At 58.3% G+C, this 15263-nt stretch carries 9 protein-coding genes and 2 pseudogenes; 1 reads left to right on the top strand and 10 read right to left on the bottom strand.

Annotation, left to right across the window (positions count from 1 at the left end):
- Nucleotides 1-424 precede the first annotated feature (424 nt).
- The 9 genes and pseudogenes from EN861_RS08290 to glyA form a co-directional block, all read right to left on the bottom strand.
- Nucleotides 425-2296, bottom strand: a complete 1872-nt coding sequence (locus EN861_RS08290) for an acyltransferase family protein (RefSeq protein WP_126080682.1) — start codon at nucleotides 2294-2296, stop codon at nucleotides 425-427.
- An 83-nt stretch (nucleotides 2297-2379) separates the two neighbouring features.
- The gene (locus tag EN861_RS08295) at nucleotides 2380-2940 is read right to left on the bottom strand and encodes a CpaD family pilus assembly lipoprotein (RefSeq protein ID WP_063169261.1); all 561 of its coding nucleotides are present in this window, start codon (nucleotides 2938-2940) and stop codon (nucleotides 2380-2382) included.
- A gap of 12 nt (nucleotides 2941-2952) precedes the next feature.
- The gene (locus EN861_RS08300; RefSeq protein WP_050580548.1) at nucleotides 2953-4374 is read right to left on the bottom strand and encodes a type II and III secretion system protein family protein; all 1422 of its coding nucleotides are present in this window, start codon (nucleotides 4372-4374) and stop codon (nucleotides 2953-2955) included.
- A gap of 71 nt (nucleotides 4375-4445) precedes the next feature.
- Nucleotides 4446-5132: a response regulator transcription factor gene (locus EN861_RS08305; RefSeq protein WP_024505585.1), complete on the bottom strand. Its 687-nt coding sequence runs from the start codon at nucleotides 5130-5132 to the stop codon at nucleotides 4446-4448.
- An 812-nt stretch (nucleotides 5133-5944) separates the two neighbouring features.
- Nucleotides 5945-6113 (bottom strand): annotated as a pseudogene (locus EN861_RS36105) (transposase); the annotation flags it as partial.
- Nucleotides 6114-6827: 714 nt separating this feature from the next.
- The gene (gene tdh, locus EN861_RS08315) at nucleotides 6828-7862 is read right to left on the bottom strand and encodes an L-threonine 3-dehydrogenase (RefSeq protein WP_126063920.1); all 1035 of its coding nucleotides are present in this window, start codon (nucleotides 7860-7862) and stop codon (nucleotides 6828-6830) included.
- Between the two features lie 65 nt (nucleotides 7863-7927).
- On the bottom strand, nucleotides 7928-8941 hold the full coding sequence (locus EN861_RS08320; protein WP_126063919.1) for an adenosine kinase: 1014 nt from the start codon (nucleotides 8939-8941) through the stop codon (nucleotides 7928-7930).
- Between the two features lie 100 nt (nucleotides 8942-9041).
- On the bottom strand, nucleotides 9042-10217 hold the full coding sequence (metK, locus tag EN861_RS08325) for a methionine adenosyltransferase (protein WP_128314533.1): 1176 nt from the start codon (nucleotides 10215-10217) through the stop codon (nucleotides 9042-9044).
- Between the two features lie 57 nt (nucleotides 10218-10274).
- Nucleotides 10275-11595 (bottom strand): annotated as a pseudogene (gene glyA / locus EN861_RS08330) (serine hydroxymethyltransferase).
- A gap of 100 nt (nucleotides 11596-11695) precedes the next feature.
- Between glyA and EN861_RS35325 the strand changes: the two are divergent.
- Nucleotides 11696-11896 carry a hypothetical protein gene (locus EN861_RS35325; protein ID WP_024505365.1) on the top strand — a complete coding sequence of 67 codons (201 nt, stop codon included), beginning with the start codon at nucleotides 11696-11698 and terminating at the stop codon, nucleotides 11894-11896.
- Between the two features lie 1137 nt (nucleotides 11897-13033).
- Here EN861_RS35325 and EN861_RS08345 read toward each other — a convergent pair.
- Complete coding sequence (locus EN861_RS08345; RefSeq protein ID WP_135928187.1) at nucleotides 13034-14971, bottom strand: HrpF/NolX family T3SS translocon protein; 1938 nt, start codon at nucleotides 14969-14971, stop codon at nucleotides 13034-13036.
- Between the last annotated feature and the right edge of the window lie 292 nt (nucleotides 14972-15263).

A 15263-nucleotide genomic window follows, 5' to 3' on the forward strand; every position in this document is an offset into this window, starting at 1 on the left:
GCTTCGTTCGCCATCTTGAAGTCTGCATCGACCGTCCACGGCCCATCGTACCAACTAGAAACTGAAAGTTATGAGCCCTGTGTACTACACCTAGCCCTTGACCTGCCCGATGAACCGGCCAGGGGCCGTCAGTTCAAATTCGGGGCCGCTTAGAGGGCAGTGTGAGGCCGTGTTAGGTAAGCGCCACTGCAATGTCGAGGCCGCGACACGCCTGTCGCTTTGGACGGCTGGAATTGCCCTTCGCGGCGCCATTCATTCTCTCAACATTTACGTGATAATGCACGCTGAGTCCGAGCCGCGTGGCAGCACCCATCCTAGGTCACTATCGGGGGGCCTTAAACCTGAACAGCTCCATCGTCGCGGCTGCTGCGGAAGCAGGAGCTATCACTGGGACCCGTACTGGTGCTTGTCAGCCGCTGAGCCGCTACTTCGTCTTAGGAAGAGCATTGTCCTTGCCAAAAGCCGGCCAGTATTTCGAGATTGCCAGTGTGGCGCCGGCTGAAGAGAAATGACCATAGTCGAAATATAAAAACTCTCCTCTATCGGAATAGGCGCAGCGTCCTGCGCTGCACAGGAATTTCAGCGGATCGATGAATGTGGCGCCTTTGGTAAATGAGCGCACACGTTCGTTGATGTCGGGGTCCATCGCGATCGGCCAGGACGTATCGTCCAGATTTTGGCGCTTGGCGAAGAACGCAATTTTCCGGACGTCAGTTGGGAACTGCGGAGACTGGCCGATGACAAACACGCGCACGCCCAGGGCACGAAGCGTAGCGATTGTTTGCTGAAGACCGTCGAAACCTCTGACCTCATAGTCACTCCATCTACCGCTGAGGATAACCGTCTTGATGTCCGCTTCCAAGATGACGTCCAAGGCCTTGCGATTGAACCGGACACAATCAAGACGATCGTAAGGGTAGTAATAGAGTATCGGCGCGCAGCTGGCGTACGTATATTCAACGATGTTCGCCTGCAATCGATTTATGTTAGCACCCAAGCCGGAAACATAGTGCGCGGCGAAGGAGTCGCCCCACAAAAAAACCGTTGTTGGAAAACCGCTGGTGCGCGTGCAATCCTCCATATTCCAGCTTTCGATCCGGCTGGTGCCCTCGTTGAAACAGATGCCATTCCTCCAGTCCCCGACGGAAATGCGCCGCTGGACATAGTCCGGAAACCGTTGCGGAAAGCCATTGCCGAGCGCCCCCGCCGCTCCGCCGGCACAAAGGACAACGATCGCGAGCGCTGAAAAGGCGAAGATAGGCCCCGGGGAGGTGAAGGCCCTCTTCTGTCGAAACGGCTGCTCTACAAACTTCCAGGAGAATGCAGCCAATGCGAGGCTTGCCACCAACATCGCACCGGTCATCAACGGATCGAGTTTTTGGAACGAAAGATAGTGCGCGAACGCATTGAGAGGCCAGTGAACAAGATACAACGAATACGAGATGAGCCCAATCCAGACCAGCGGCCGGACTTCGAGCATGCGGGTGGCGACCGTCGAGGGGGTATTTTGGCCAACATAGATCAGAAGGGCCGTTCCGATGCATGGATACAAGGCGTTGTAGCCTGGGAACGGATCACTCGCCGAAATCGCGAAGAACCCGATGGCGAGAAGGCCAAATCCGGCCACCCCCACCGACTCCATCAGGAATCGGTTGCCCAGCGGCGAGGGGCATTTGAGCATGAGCAGGGCGCCCAACATGAGTTCCCAGATTCGGGTCGGCAGCAGATAGAATCCGGCGGTGGGTGCCAGCGATGTCGCCATCACCGCCACTACGAAGCTGCAGAGAATTATCGGAAGAAGTGTCGTCAGCCAGCGCTTCCCGATGTAGCGATAGATTAGGAACATCAGGATTGGTGCGAAGATGTAGTACTGCTCCGCTACGGAAAGCGGCCAAGTGTGCAACAGTGGTAGAAGCGCGGCATCGATAGAGAAGTAACTTGACGTTTTCCAGAAGAAAACGTTCGACCAGAAGGTCGAGGTAGCTATGATGCTAAGACTGAATCCGCGCAGATCCGGTGGCAGAAGAATGAACAATGCTGCAATGCAGGTGAGAAGCATCACAAAGACGAGCGCCGGCAGAATGCGCCGGGCACGGCGCCAGTAGAAGTTGACGATGGAAAATTGGCCGCGTTCAAGGTCATCCAGGAGGCTTCCGCTGGTTAGGTAGCCGGAGATGACGAAGAAGATATCGACCCCGCTAAAGCCACCCGGGATCGCCGAAATTCCGAAATGAAAGAGTACGACCGGAAGTACAGCAACGGCCCTAAGGCCCTCGATATAGCGCCTATATTGCATCCAGCGGTTCCTTTTATTTTAGATCAGGACGCGATTGGAAGCTTTCAATCTCCGGTAGGAGTGCTGCCGAGATAAGGGCGGTATCAGCCACCTTTATCCGTCCCGAATGTTCTGTAAGTTGCAACTGGTACAGAAGCACGATCGCCATCGCCGGCCTTGACGGCCTGATTGTCGAGCAGATCGCGCGGATCGTTGACCATCACGGCCAGGTTATGTCCTGTCGAACAACCAAGCGGCTGTTTGAAGGATTCTTCATTGGGTAAGGCACCATATGAGGGACAGACCGGCGGACGGGCGTGATAGACAATCGCCTCAATTCGCACTGAGCCGGCGTCGTGTTGATCGCGCAATTGAATGTTGTCTTCTTCGATTGCCAACTGCCTGGCCTGATGGGCTACCCCTGCGCTGAGCTGGGGCGAACCGCTGATGAGGAGGTGGATGGCATCGAACCGGCCGCGACTGGCCTTGTCTAGGAAAACACGCAAACGCTGCCGTTCGGAAGCGCGCAGGCTTTGCAACGTCAGGACGGTGGTCTCCTCTCGGACAAGCATTGGTGCCGATGGTTCGACATCAACTGGCGTAGTGCTTGTGCAGCCACTTACGCTTGGTGCCAGAGCGACAAAGAGGATTATAAAACGCAACATCTTTGGATGACACTATTCGATGATGAAGCCGAGACCGCCCTGGGCGCTTGGCGCGCCCGCACGGATAGCAGCGCGGTCTCGCGGGGGACTTGTCACGGAATTCGTCGGAGCGCCCCCTCCGTTCAAAGCCGGTGCCGCCCGCTCGGTCGGTGCGCTCATCTGGTTTGGGTTGGAGCCTGGTCTTACAATGTAAGGCGTAACTAGAATGACCAGTTCTGACTCCTCTTTTTGAAACGAGGTCGAGCGAAAAAGCGGTCCCAGGATCGGCAGTTCTCCGAGCCAGGGAAAGGCCCTGACATCATTGTTGACGTTCCGCCTGATTAGACCGCCGATTGCGAAGCTCTGGCCGCTGGCGAGTTCGACGACCGTATCGGCTCGGCGCGTGGAAACTGCCGGCACGGAAATTCCGTTGATTTGCACGGCACCTTGCGTCGACAGTTCACTGACTTCGGGCGTTACGTGAATGTTGATTTGATTGTTGCTGAGAACTGTCGGCACAAATTCCAGACTGACGCCGAAGTGACGGAATTCAACCGATACCTGCCTGTTTTCCTGCAGGACAGGAATGGGAAATTCGCCGCCCGCGAGAAAGCTGGCCTTTTCACCCGACATAGCGGTGAGGTTCGGCTCAGCCAGGACGGAAGCTATATGCTCCTTGGCGAGCGCGTCGAGAACCGCGCTGACGTTGACGGCACCGTTGTCGAATCCGATTTCTGCTGTACCGCCACCCTGGGTTGAACCAGACCCAGCGCTTGCAGCGCTTCCGCTTAGAACGCCCACTTTGAAATTGCCGATTTGACCGAAGGCGGACAAGTTGACGCCGAGTGACTTCATGGCGCTGCGTGAGACTTCGGCTACGCGCACGCTGAGGTTAACTTGCAGGGATCCAGCGACCTTGATGTTGTTGACGACTTGCGCTCCGTCGCCCAGATATTGCTCAGTGACTCTTTTTGCGGTGTCGGCGACCTCTGCGTCGGGCGCCGTCCCGCTAAGGATTGCGCCGCGCGGCGTATAGTTGACGCGGATGGGATAGTCGCCGACCTGCTCCCGCAACATGGCGCGTAAATCCCCGATCGGTTGCGTGACAACGATACGCAATTCGGCGAGAGGCTCGCCATTGCCATCCAAGGCGAATAGGCTGGTCCGCCCCGATTTCTTGCCAAAGACGAAGATTGTTTTGCTCGATGGCGCCTGAAAATCCGCGATCGTGGGGTCAGCAACAAAGATGGTCGTGGCTGGCGCGGGCAGATGAACGGTCTCCCCGAGCGAAGAGGAAAGGGTCAGCGTGGCGTTGATGCTATTCGAAGCCGCATGCGGCGGGCCTTTGTCCTGCTTGTTTTGCGCCGCGACACCAAGTGGGAAAGTCACAATAAGCGCGCAGAGGAGATGGCCCAGGTAACGGGGAACTGCAGGTCTTGTAACCTTGTTGGCGATCGCCCGCCAATTGAGCGCATGGCAAGGATGTTGAAGGATCAGCAAAATAGATCTTCTTTCGATTCGACAAACTATGCGGACGAGGCGTCAGTCAATTCTAGGATGTAACCAATGCCTCGGATGGTCTTGATCCGTGGCGTTGCACCTGATCTGGTCAGATGTCCCCGTAAACGATAAATTCCGACTTCAAGCGCGTTGGCAGACACGTCGTCGTTGAATGAATAGAGGTGATCTTCCAATTGCGCACGGGGCACGATGCGGCCTGCCCGGTTAAGCAGGTGCTCTAGAATACAGAGTTCGCGACGTGCGATCATCATTGGGTGCCCATCAACGAAAACCTGGCGGGCGACCGGATCAAAGTCGAGATTGCCAAATACGAGCCTCAGGTCGGTCATCTGTGTCGCCCGGCGCAGAATGGCTCTCATTCTGGCAATAAGCTCATCGGTAGAGATGGGTTTGAGCAGAAAGTCGTCCGCACCACCGTTGAAGATCGCAATTCGCTTATCGAGATCGTTAAGGCTGCTCATAATGACGGCAGGAACTGAATGCCCGTGGGTCCTCAACTGCCTCAGCCAACCCAAGCCATCGCCATCTGGCAGAGCCAATTCCAGCAGGAGAATTTCATAGCTGGCGCAAGAAAATGCACTCGAAGCCAGTTCCAGAGTACCAACGACATCAACGACGAAGCCGCCATCCCCGAGCGCAAGTCGCATGGCGCGCGCAAGATCCGCATGATGATCCACGAGCAGCGTTCGCATTTCATCTCCTCTCGAAGAGGGACGGCCCATCGAACGCGTCACCGGCGGCCATCTGATCGGAGCACACGGCGCGCAACTCGTCGCAGCTCTCGGAACTGGTCCGAGTCGGAGGGACATGCAAGTCGCTCGGTGGCAATAGGCGCGGGTGAGGACCAACTGACGGGCTCAAATACGCCGGTCGGCGAACCCACGAGGCCAGCAACCCGCGTGCGATTTCTCGTTGCATCATCTCTCCTACGTGCAGCCCCTGCGCTCGCAAGGCAGCGTCGCGGCTCAGAGCCCGATTCCCACAGAGGGTAGGGTTAGCTTTCGAGAAACTGATTGAACAAATCGATTATTTGGATCGAATGCATCCACGGTATGGATGCAGCGCACCATCTTCAACGACTGCGGCGTCCTGATGCACTGTTGTGTCTGTCGTGCTCTGCTTTTTTCGCTGTCCTTCAAGGCTGGCGAGCCTGGTGGAACCTGCGCGTCATTGGCTTGGTAGCTTGAATGCTCAACAACGGAGCGCCCTGCGCAAAGCCGCTCTCATTTCCAAAAAGCCTTGCAATCTGGTTGGAGCACTTCGCGCTCGACACCAAAATAGGCGAGGAAAACTGACGTCTGACAGGGATGTACATGCAACAGCCGATTTGCGGCACCAGCAAACGACCGCGTTCAGGCTGAAGATCGACGACCAACGGCTCCTCGATTTCCGCACCGACCGCTTTTACAAGCTCTTCCTGTGCGGGCGGATGCCGGCAAACAGCAGCACAGGGTCAGCGAAACCGGGAGCGGGCCTGCTTGATCGCCATGATCACATTGCCGCTGTCGCGCGTGCGGAGCGGAATGCAATCGGTCCAGCCGGCGGCAATCCGGTCAGCACCATCGTCTGCACGAAGCTCCCTGACGAAGACGTGCCCGAATGCGCTCAACAAAGCCGGGCGGCGGATCTTTCCAATCGCCGAAGGTGCGGGCTGGCACCGAGCGGCGAACTGCGAACTCATTCCTGCCCGGCGGCGCTGGCCGCCGCGAGCGTCGATGCGGACCCAGCCGCTCCGAATCCTCCCACAACACGATGAGCGCGTCGCGGACATCGCTGCCGTAACAGCGGCTGCGGCTCTTGCCCGCAGACGGCCTCTGCTCACGACGGTTCATAAGACGGATCGCGCGCTTGCGAATAATAGCCGGTTACCGCCTCGAACTCATCCAGAATGCGCCGCTTGTCAACGCCGCAATAAAGCTCCACGATCGCCGCTTCACCGTGTCGCCATGCTGAGCCGCGCCATCCTTCCCCCGAACCGGAATGGCACGACCTGTCCATCCCCTTTGGAACAGGACACTATTGGTAACATTTTGCTTGAGGCAATGCGGCTCGTTGCCTTCCTTTTCGCTGACCGGAAGGGTACCGGAAGTCGTCTATCGCATTTTACCCGCTGAAAGCGGCAACACCTCGACCTCAATCGCAGATCATAGGAAATAGACGATCGCGTCGGGGCCTCAGCATCGGTTCACCGGGTTTCCGTCATCGACTGAAGCGAATTGCCCCATCGACCGTCACCGGGTGGGCCGCGATACGTCGCCGTGTATGATTAGCGAGCGCACGTAGCGGAGCCATAGCTCTCCACCCAGCCATGTTCCCCTAGTTGGAAAATGTCCGGCGGACCAGAGGTGCTGTCGTCAGCTTTTCCTGAATAGCGGCCAAGGCAATCCCTACCAGTCCATCACCACCTTGCCGGAACTGCCGCTCTTCATCGCATCGAAACCGATCTGAAAATCGTCGATGCCGATGCGGTGGGTGATCAGGCCGGAGACATCCAGCGGACCCTGCACAAGCGCGATCATCTTGTACCAGGTTTCGAACATCTCGCGGCCGTAGATGCCTTTGAGATGCAGCATCTTGAAGATGACCTTGTTCCAGTCGATCTCGAAGCCGGTCGGCGCGATGCCCAGAATGGCGATCTTGCCGCCATTGTTCATGGTGTCGATCATGTCGCGGAAAGCGGGGGCGGCGCCTGACATTTCGAGCCCGACGTCGAACCCCTCGGTCATGCCGAGCACCGGCATGACGTCGCGCAGCTTCTCCTTCGAGGCGTCGACGACATGCTGGACGCCGAGTTTCTTGGCTAGCGCCAGCCGCACCGGGTTGATGTCAGTGATGACCACTTTGCGCGCGCCGACGCATTGGGCGACGAGCGCGCCCATGATGCCGATCGGCCCGGCGCCAGTCACCAGCACGTCCTCGCCGACCAGATCGAAGGACAATGCGGTGTGGACGGCATTGCCCAAGGGATCGAAGATCGCGGCAATCTCATCGGGCACATCGTCGGGGATCGGCACGACATTGTGCTGCGGGATCGCCAGATACTCGCCGAAGGCGCCTGGACGGTTGACGCCGACGCCGAGTGTGTTGCGGCACAGATGCCCTCGCCCGGCGCGACAGTTGCGGCAATGGCCGCAGACGATGTGGCCTTCGCCCAATACACGCTGGCCGACCTTGTATTCGGTGACCGCTGCGCCGAAATCGGCAACGGTGCCGACGAATTCATGGCCCGTCACCATCGGCACCGGCACCGTCTTCTGCGCCCACTGGTCCCAATTGTAGATGTGCACGTCGGTGCCGCAGATCGCCGTCTTCTTGATCTTGATCAGCACGTCGTTGGGGCCGATTTCCGGCACCGGCACCTCTTCCATCCAGATGCCCGGTTCGGCCTTGGCCTTCACAAGCGCCTTCATCATGTTCGACATCAGGATTTCCCTATTCCGTGATTGCGCTTCTGGCGAGATAGCCTGCACAACGGGAAGGTAGGCCACTAACTCGTTTGAACGTCCGGAATGGTCAGCCCCGCCTGCTCGGCCTCGCGGCGCAAATTCTGACGGGGCCTGGGGCCGATCTGCTGGATCACCAATCCGGCTGCCAGTGAGCCAAGGTCGCCGCAAGTCTGCAGGTCGCGGCCTTGCGTGTAGCCATGCAGGAAGCCGGCGGCATAGAGATCGCCGGCGCCCGTCGTGTCGACCAGTTCCTTGATGGCGGTCGCCTTGATCACCACGGTCTCGTCGCCGCGCACGATCACCGAGCCTTTTTCCGAGCGGGTGACGGCGGCGATCCGGCAATCCTTGCGGATCTGGGCCAGCGCCTCGTCGAACGACGATGTCTGGTAGAGCGACTTGATCTCGTGGCTGTTGGCAAAGACGATGTCGACCGTGCCCGAGCGCATCAGGTCGAGGAATTCGTCGCGGTAGCGGTCGACGCAGAACGAATCCGATAGCGTCATCGACACTTCTCGGCCTGCCGCGTGCGCCAGCTTCGCCGTCTGGCGGATTGCCTCCTTGGCGCGCGGCGGGTCCCACAGATAGCCTTCGAAATAGGTGACCTTGGCGCCGGACGCCTTGTCGGCTTCGACATCCTCAGGGCCAAGCTCGACGCAGGCGCCGAGATAGGTGTTCATCGAGCGCTCGCCGTCGGGCGTGACGAAGATCATCGAGCGCGCCGTCGGCGGCTCACCCTTGAGCGGCGTGGTGCCGAAGGCGACGCCCTGCGCATGGATGTCGTGGGCGTAGATTTCGCCCAGCGCATCGTTGGAGACCTTGCCGAAGAAGGCCGCGCGGCCGCCAAAGCTGGCGACGCCGGCCGCCGTGTTGCCGGCGCTGCCGCCGGACGCTTCGATCGCCGGACCCATGCGGCTGTAGAGCAGTTCGGCGCGTTGTGTGTCGATGAGGTTCATCGCGCCCTTGATGATGCCGTTGGTCTCGAGGAATTCCTCGTCGCACTGGGCGATGATGTCGACAATGGCATTGCCGATGCAAAGCACGTCATAATCCGGCATCAAAATCTCCGCCAAAACCCGAGCCGGCTTCTTGCCACGCCGGCCGGGCGTGGTCTCGCGAGTTGAAATGGGTTGCCGCATGCGCTTGATCCAGCCGCCCTCACGCAGCTGCCGGTCCGGCTTCACGCAGCAAATCGTCAGCTTTGTCCGTCTTCTCCCAAGTGAACTCAGGCTCTTCACGCCCGAAGTGTCCGTATGTCGCCGTCTTGCGGTATATCGGCCGTAAGAGATCAAGCATCTTGATGATGCCTTTCGGTCGGAGATTGAAAACCTCGAGAACAAGGCGCTCGATCCTTTTTTCCTCGATCCTTGCGGTTCCGAAGGTATTGACCATGACAGAAACCGGACTGGCCACGCCGATCGCGTAGGCAAGCTGAACCTCGCAGACCTCTGCAAGGCCGCTGGCAACGATGTTCTTCGCGACATACCGGGCGGCATAGGCCGCCGAGCGGTCAACCTTGGATGGGTCCTTGCCCGAAAAGGCACCGCCGCCGTGACGCCCGGTCCCACCGTAGGAATCGACGATGATCTTCCGTCCTGTGAGGCCGCAGTCGCCGGCAGGCCCACCGACCACGAACCGCCCTGTTGGGTTGACCAGAAATCTGATCCCCGAAGTATCCAGGTGGGCCGGCAGGACCGGTTTTATGATCTCCTCAATGACGCCTTCGCGGACCGTGGCTTGTGAGACCGCTTCGTCATGCTGCGTTGACAGGACTATGGTATCCAGCGCCACCGGGCGGAGCCCTTCGTAGCGTACCGACACTTGAGATTTCACGTCCGGACGCAGCCAGCCAAGCTGTCCCGCTTTCCGGACCTGGGCCTGTCTTTTCGTCAAATGGTGAGCGAGTTGGATCGGCAGGGGCATCAATGTATCCGTCTCGTTGCATGCGAATCCAAACATGATGCCCTGATCCCCTGCCCCTTGCCCGAGATCCTGCCCTCGTCCTTCATCAACGCCCTGGCTTATGTCGGGCGACTGCTCGGTGAGGGCCAGAACGACGGCGCAACGTCGACCATCAAAGCCAATCGCATCATCGTCGTAGCCAATATCGAGTATCGTATCGCGGGCGACTTGGCTGTAATCGATGTGGGCATGGCTGGTGATCTCGCCAGCCACAACGACCATCCCCGTCTTCACCAACACTTCACAGGCGACGCGCGCCTTCGGATCGGTGCGCAGGACCGCATCGAGAATGGCATCGGAGATGTTGTCTGCCATCTTGTCGGGGTGTCCCGCGCCGACGGATTCGGAAGAGAACACGAACTGCCTGGTCATAAAAATGCCCTCGCTTCAAGTGCTGGAGTTAGTGAGGAGTTTCTGGATTGGGGTGGCTTATCGGTCGCGGATGCCGGGAACATCGAACGCAGTGCAGAAGTCGGCAACGTCTCTTCGTACGCTCGCATGAACTTCCTGGTCATCGGGCTGGCGGCAGACCGAGTCGATGAAAGCGGCGATCTGCACCATCTCCGTTTCGCGCATGCCCATGGACGTCACCGCTGGTGTCCCTAAGCGGATGCCGCTTGTCAGCGCCGGATGCCGCCGGTCGCCCGGGACCATATTGAAATTCGCAATGATGCCTGCACGCGATAAGCGCTCCGCATAGGCTTTGCCTGACAGCGGCCGGTCCCGAAGATCAAGGATCAGCATGTGATTGTCAGTGCCCCCAGTGACGAGTTCATAACCTCGCTCCAGAAGCGCCTGGGCCAGAGCCTTGGCGTTGTGGACGATCTGCTGACCGTAGACACGAAAGGACGAGTTCGCTGCTTCCTGCAAAGCGACGGCAAGCGCGGCGATAGTATTCATATGCGGTCCGCCTTGCAGAAGAGGGAACACGGCGCAGATTGTGTTTGCTCTTCGGATGATGGAGGGGCTGATAACGGTCTTCATTCCTTGATAAAATGAAGCCACCCCGGGGACCGCGGATCGACTTGTGAGAGGTGCTGGTGACCACATCGCAATGGGACACGGGGTTCGGATGCACTCCTGCGACAACCAGGCCGCAGATGTGGGCGATGTCAGCCACCAGATACGAGTTCACCTCCGAAGCAATTTCGGCCATTGCCGCGTAGTCAAAAATACGCGGATAAGCAGTTCCGCCGACCCAAATTAGCTTCGGGCGTTCCCGCTTGGCGGTCTCGCGCAAGTGGTCATAGTCAATTTGCTGTGTCTTTTCGTGCAGCCTGTACGGGACGCGCTGATAATCGCTGCCGGAAAAATTGACGGACCAACCGTGAGTCAGATGGCCGCCTTCGGGTAAAGGCAAGCCCATGACTTTGTCACGGGGGCTCAAAAGCGCGCGATAGACAGCCTGGTTGGCTGGCGAGCCTGAATAAGGCTGGACGTTGGCGTGTTCACTGCCAAATAGCGCTTTCAGGCGCTCGATCGCGAGGGTCTCAAGCTCATCGACGATCTCGTTTCCGGCGTAGTAGCGCGCACCGGGGTATCCCTCGGCATACTTGTTGGTGAAAATCGACCCGGTCGCTTCCAACACCGCCGAGGAGGCAAAGTTCTCGGAGGCGATCAGTTTGAGAGTTGTCCGCTCCTGACGCTCCTGTCTTAGAAGCAGTTCGTGAACGCGGGAGTCGACGGCGGCTAAGTGAGGCCGCCCGTAAGTGTCGGGCTGCGCGATGGCGCCGCCGGCGGAGTTATCCATGGTAGTCGCGCTCCATTTGGACTGATCTATTTCACGATCAAGCAGGCGGTCCCTTCAACCGCGCGTCTTGTATTGCTTCCAGGCGTTGTAGGTCTCTTTTATGATGGCCATCATCGTGGGGCAGGAGATCGACCACCAATTGAGCCAGCCCGCCATCCTTGCCTCCTGCTTGCATATGGTACGAAGACTGCGGACGTTGTTCGTTGCAGCAAAGAAAGTTGGCTCTGCCCAGCCGCCGAACGTGGCGTCGAACCTGCTCGCGAGGCAGACTGGTAATATCGGCCAGCTCGCCGACGGTTAGATCCGCATGCGCGCAAAGGCCCAGGATTCGAAGGCGATCAAGATGCGCTGCCGTCCTTAGGCGATTTACCAGTGTCAACATTGGTTGGCATCAACCCGGACGGGATGCAGCAAGCCGCTAGCCCTTCTATCCCCATCAATCCGCATGAGACCTCTCTCGTCATTTGCTGTAAATCCGCTGGTATGGATGCTAATGGAAGATGGATCACAGTCCTTTCTACGACTAAGACGCCAGATATTGGGGCTAATGTACCACCTGACAGGAGACTACACTCACGAACATTATGTGAATTTTTTTTAACGTTGCTGAGAATCAAGGGTGAGGTTTGGCGAATGTCTCGCCGTCGACTGTCGAATCCTGCCCGACGGGATTATGGGGTGCGTAGCCTGCTTGTCCTTTCCACATGACCAGCGACGATGGGGCGGAGGCGGCAGACATAGCTCTGGAGCATGCTGCGGTATCTTTGGCCTGAAGCCGAGGAAGGCGGACCGTGGCTTCCGCGCCGCTGCCGGGAGCCCGCGAACAGGCCAAGTTGATCAGCCGGGTGTTGCCGTCATAGAGCGTGAGACCCAAAGCTGGCCAGCCGCGCCCTGAGGCTGACGCACCGCTCAGCGTCCACCTTGCTCTCGAAGCCCATCGGCATAGCGCCGATAACGACTTGACCGCGTGCGTGTCGACGAGCGATCGGTGAGCGCAAGGATCGAGGGTGCAGTGCAGGATAATGCTGTTTTAAATCAGCGCTGTTTTCAGCCGACTGCCTTGAGCGTGGGCACAAGGATATAGGCCCAAGGCAGGAGATCATCGTCTGCTGTTCGGGAGGCCGCCCTGGGCGCGCGACAGCCGTTCCTTCGGCTGCGCCGCTCCGCCACCATCCGCGCCGTGCCTTCCGGAGACCATTCCCGCTGCCGGCCGGCGCCCGTGAAAACCTCGACCCGGCGCACCGGCTCGAGATGGCTGGGCTCAGCGTAACTCTGAAGTCGTCATATACCGAAGCCTTCACAGACTTCGGACATCCCCCTCACAGTCCGATCCAGATGGCGTCAGGAACACCGCTGCGTTGATGCGGATGAACCCCTGCTTGTGCCACAATGACCCTTATGTCAGCGCGCGAGCCAAAGCTTCCGCGCAAGGCGACGGCTAGGATAAGGCAATGCCGACGAAGGGCACATTGCTTGCCACACTCTGGAATGATGGCATGCTCGGAAGGCCTAGGCTTTGCTCAGGGCCGCCTGCAAGGCGCGCTTTGAGGTTATTCACATAGCCTTCTGCGTAGTCCTGCGCCGTCGAGACCGAAAGATCAATGCCTGCCGCCAAGGCCTCTTCCATCAGGTGCTTTACGAGCCCATTTCGAATGGCCAGCTTGACCTCGGGGCCTGCGATAAGGCCGATCGCCTGCGCGGCCATATTGAGGCCAGCTTCCTCCAGCGCTCGCTTCATATCGCCTCCGTTAATGGCCGTACGCAGGAGATTGGCTGCTTGCGACTCAGCCTCGAGAACCATCGAGGCAAGATCGGCTACTTGTCCGAGGCCCGGAATGAAGCTGAGCAGTCCCACCGCCGTTGCCGCCAAGTCGAGCACTTTCGTCTCGATTTTGAGCACGGAGTCGACGACGTGCATGACGGCCCCGCCGTTCTTTTTGGCTGACTTAATGTCAGGCTGGTCCATCAGGCCCATCTTCATGTCCGCGACGGCATTCTGCTCTTCTGCGGTTTGGGCGCCGTGGGTGATTGGCTGCTGAACGTTGCGGTTCGCAGACGACATGTTTGTGCAAAAATGGGCAAAGTCTTTTTTGCTGATATTGCCGGAATCAACCGTATGCCCGCCGCCAAAGTCGAAGAATTTATGATGGGTCTTATAGCCCGTGATCGAATTGTTCAGGAGGCCAAACAGAAGAGGATCTGAAAGGAGCTGAGAGGCTGCTTCCCGCACTTTCGGATCAAGGCTCTTGTCGTCTTTCATTTTCGCCAGTTTGTCGCGAGTCAGAACACCGCTTCCAAAGAACGTGTCCTGATGGTCCTTGATCATCTCGACCGTATTCAGCTTAGTTTGCGTGAGGCTCATCGACGATGAGGCGACTTGCAGGAAATCCTCTTTGTGCATCTTCCCTTTCGAGCCACCGCACAACTGGTTCCAAGCATCGGGGTGATCGAGGAAATATTGCGCCGCCGCAATGACCTGGGGCGGAAATTTGCCGTTTTTCGATTCGCCGCCGACCATTTTCTTGAACTCATCCAGACTCAGGTCCTTGGACAGATTTTCGGAGTACCGGTAAAACTCCCGCAAGGCATCGCTCAAGGTCATGACCGAAGGCTGCAAACCTCCGCTGCCGTCGGATGGTATGTAGTTCTGCTCGTAGCTTCGCGCTTGGGCTTCCTGAAATGCAGCAACTTGTGGGTGGTGGTTTGAAAATCCGGCCAAGTCCTTGGCGTTGATCTTGCCTCCACAGCGGCCGTCGCCCTGCGAGCCAATCGCATAAAAAAGTCCCGAATCCTGCTGCAGTCCCTGGATCGCCGCTTTCAGATCCGGTGGCGTAGAGGGATCATTGGCTTTGTCGGTCAACGACTTCCAAGTAAGCGGGCATTGGTCCTTGTGACGGTTGAGTACCGCAACAATCTGCAACTCAGCCGTGGTCAGCGACCCACCGTTCCACGTGATTCCGGGGCTCGGCCTGGGAGCCGGCTCGATCTTCGGGGTGACGCGGAGCAGATGTTGGGCTTCAGTCGCCTTGGAGCGTTGCGATTGGTCCTCCTTGAGAGCCGCCCTCATATTTGGCGGCAGCAGATCCAGTGGGTGTTGCTCCAAGCCCTTCAATGTCAATTCGACATCCGGTGCCAGATGGCCCAAAGGGTCCTGCCGCAAGTTATCCATTGTCGAATCAAGATTCGACGCTGGCAGATCCCCTTGCGCGAAAGAGCCGGGCTTGTCTGCCAGCACACAAGTGGACAGCATCGCTTCGAAGCACGATGCACTTTGCTGATGCTGGGTCGCAAAATGGGAAACTTTCAGGCCCGGCCAACCCCTTGCGGACTGTAGCGAATTTGAGCGGTAGAAAGTTGAAAGATTGCTGGCCGACATTATGCATCCTCAGACGTGACGTTGAAATCCCCACAAGAGACCCCGACAGAAGATCCCTTGCGTTTCACAAAATTCGACAATTCCAAGCGTCGGCAGGTCACGAATGCGCCTGCCCTGCCTTCAATTGCTGTGTTCCGGGCCGGCTCCAAGGTTCGGTCCAACACAATGGCCGGAGTCACCGCGAGAGCTGCCGGGACTCATCATGAGCGGATTAGCTTTCGAGAAACTGACGAGTTTGCGAAGAGTTCACAAAGGGGTAGCCGCAGTCATGTTCTTCAGAGCTGCGGGAAAT

The sequence above is a fragment of the Mesorhizobium sp. M8A.F.Ca.ET.218.01.1.1 genome, assembly GCF_004791165.1.
In the GTDB taxonomy this organism is placed as follows: domain Bacteria; phylum Pseudomonadota; class Alphaproteobacteria; order Rhizobiales; family Rhizobiaceae; genus Mesorhizobium.

What these genes read in the sequence shown, in the direction of transcription:
- EN861_RS08320 (WP_126063919.1), bottom strand. Translation starts at nt 8,941, where the DNA reads ATGCCGGATTATGACGTGCTTTGCATCGGCAATGCCATTGTCGACATC.
- EN861_RS08305 (WP_024505585.1), bottom strand. Translation starts at nt 5,132, where the DNA reads ATGCGAACGCTGCTCGTGGATCATCATGCGGATCTTGCGCGCGCCATG.
- EN861_RS08345 (WP_135928187.1), bottom strand. Translation starts at nt 14,971, where the DNA reads ATGTCGGCCAGCAATCTTTCAACTTTCTACCGCTCAAATTCGCTACAG.
- tdh (WP_126063920.1), bottom strand. Translation starts at nt 7,862, where the DNA reads ATGTCGAACATGATGAAGGCGCTTGTGAAGGCCAAGGCCGAACCGGGC.
- metK (WP_128314533.1), bottom strand. Translation starts at nt 10,217, where the DNA reads ATGACCAGGCAGTTCGTGTTCTCTTCCGAATCCGTCGGCGCGGGACAC.
- EN861_RS35325 (WP_024505365.1), top strand. Translation starts at nt 11,696, where the DNA reads ATGATGGCCATCATCGTGGGGCAGGAGATCGACCACCAATTGAGCCAG.
- EN861_RS08295 (WP_063169261.1), bottom strand. Translation starts at nt 2,940, where the DNA reads ATGTTGCGTTTTATAATCCTCTTTGTCGCTCTGGCACCAAGCGTAAGT.
- EN861_RS08290 (WP_126080682.1), bottom strand. Translation starts at nt 2,296, where the DNA reads ATGCAATATAGGCGCTATATCGAGGGCCTTAGGGCCGTTGCTGTACTT.